The 542-nt window shown below is 77.3% G+C and carries 1 pseudogene; it reads left to right on the top strand.

Annotated features, from left to right (window positions below):
* A pseudogene (locus tag FV230_RS29150) lies at positions 1-542 on the top strand (apolipoprotein N-acyltransferase); the annotation flags it as partial.

The following is a 542-nucleotide window of genomic DNA, read 5'->3' as shown; positions in this document are numbered from 1 at the left end:
CTGGTGGACGGGGCGGCGGGCTCGCGCAGCACGGTCGCCGCCCGGCTCCGCCCCTGCGCGCTGGTCGGCTGGGCCTGGGGCTTCGGCTACCTGTTCGCCGGGCTGTGGTGGCTCGGCTCGGCCTTCCTCGTGGAGGCCGACGAGTTCCTGTGGGCGCTGCCGCTCGGCGTCGTCGGCCTGCCGCTGGCGCTCGGGCTGTTCTACGCCGCGGGCTTCGCCGTCGCCGGCCTGCTCTGGGTCCGCGGCCCGGCGCGCATCGCCGGCCTCGCCTTCGGGCTGGCGGGCGCCGAGTGGGTGCGCGGGCACGTCTTCACCGGCTTCCCCTGGAACACCCTCGGCATGGCGCTCGGCCAGAACCTCTGGCTGATGCAGTCGGCCTCCCTCGTTGGGCTCTACGGCCTGACGCTGCTCGCCGTCCTCGTCTGCGCCGCGCCGGCGACGCTCGCCACCGGCTCGCATCCGCGCAGCCGCCTCGGCCCGACGGCCGCCGCCGCGATCGTGCTGGCCGCCATGGCGCTCCACGGCGCGGAGCGGGTCGGGCC

The sequence above is a fragment of the Methylobacterium sp. WL6 genome (assembly GCF_008040095.1).
In the GTDB taxonomy this organism is placed as follows: Bacteria; Pseudomonadota; Alphaproteobacteria; order Rhizobiales; family Beijerinckiaceae; genus Methylobacterium.
Note: the sequence above shows the minus strand (reverse complement) of the source record. Positions and strands in the feature narration are given on the sequence as shown.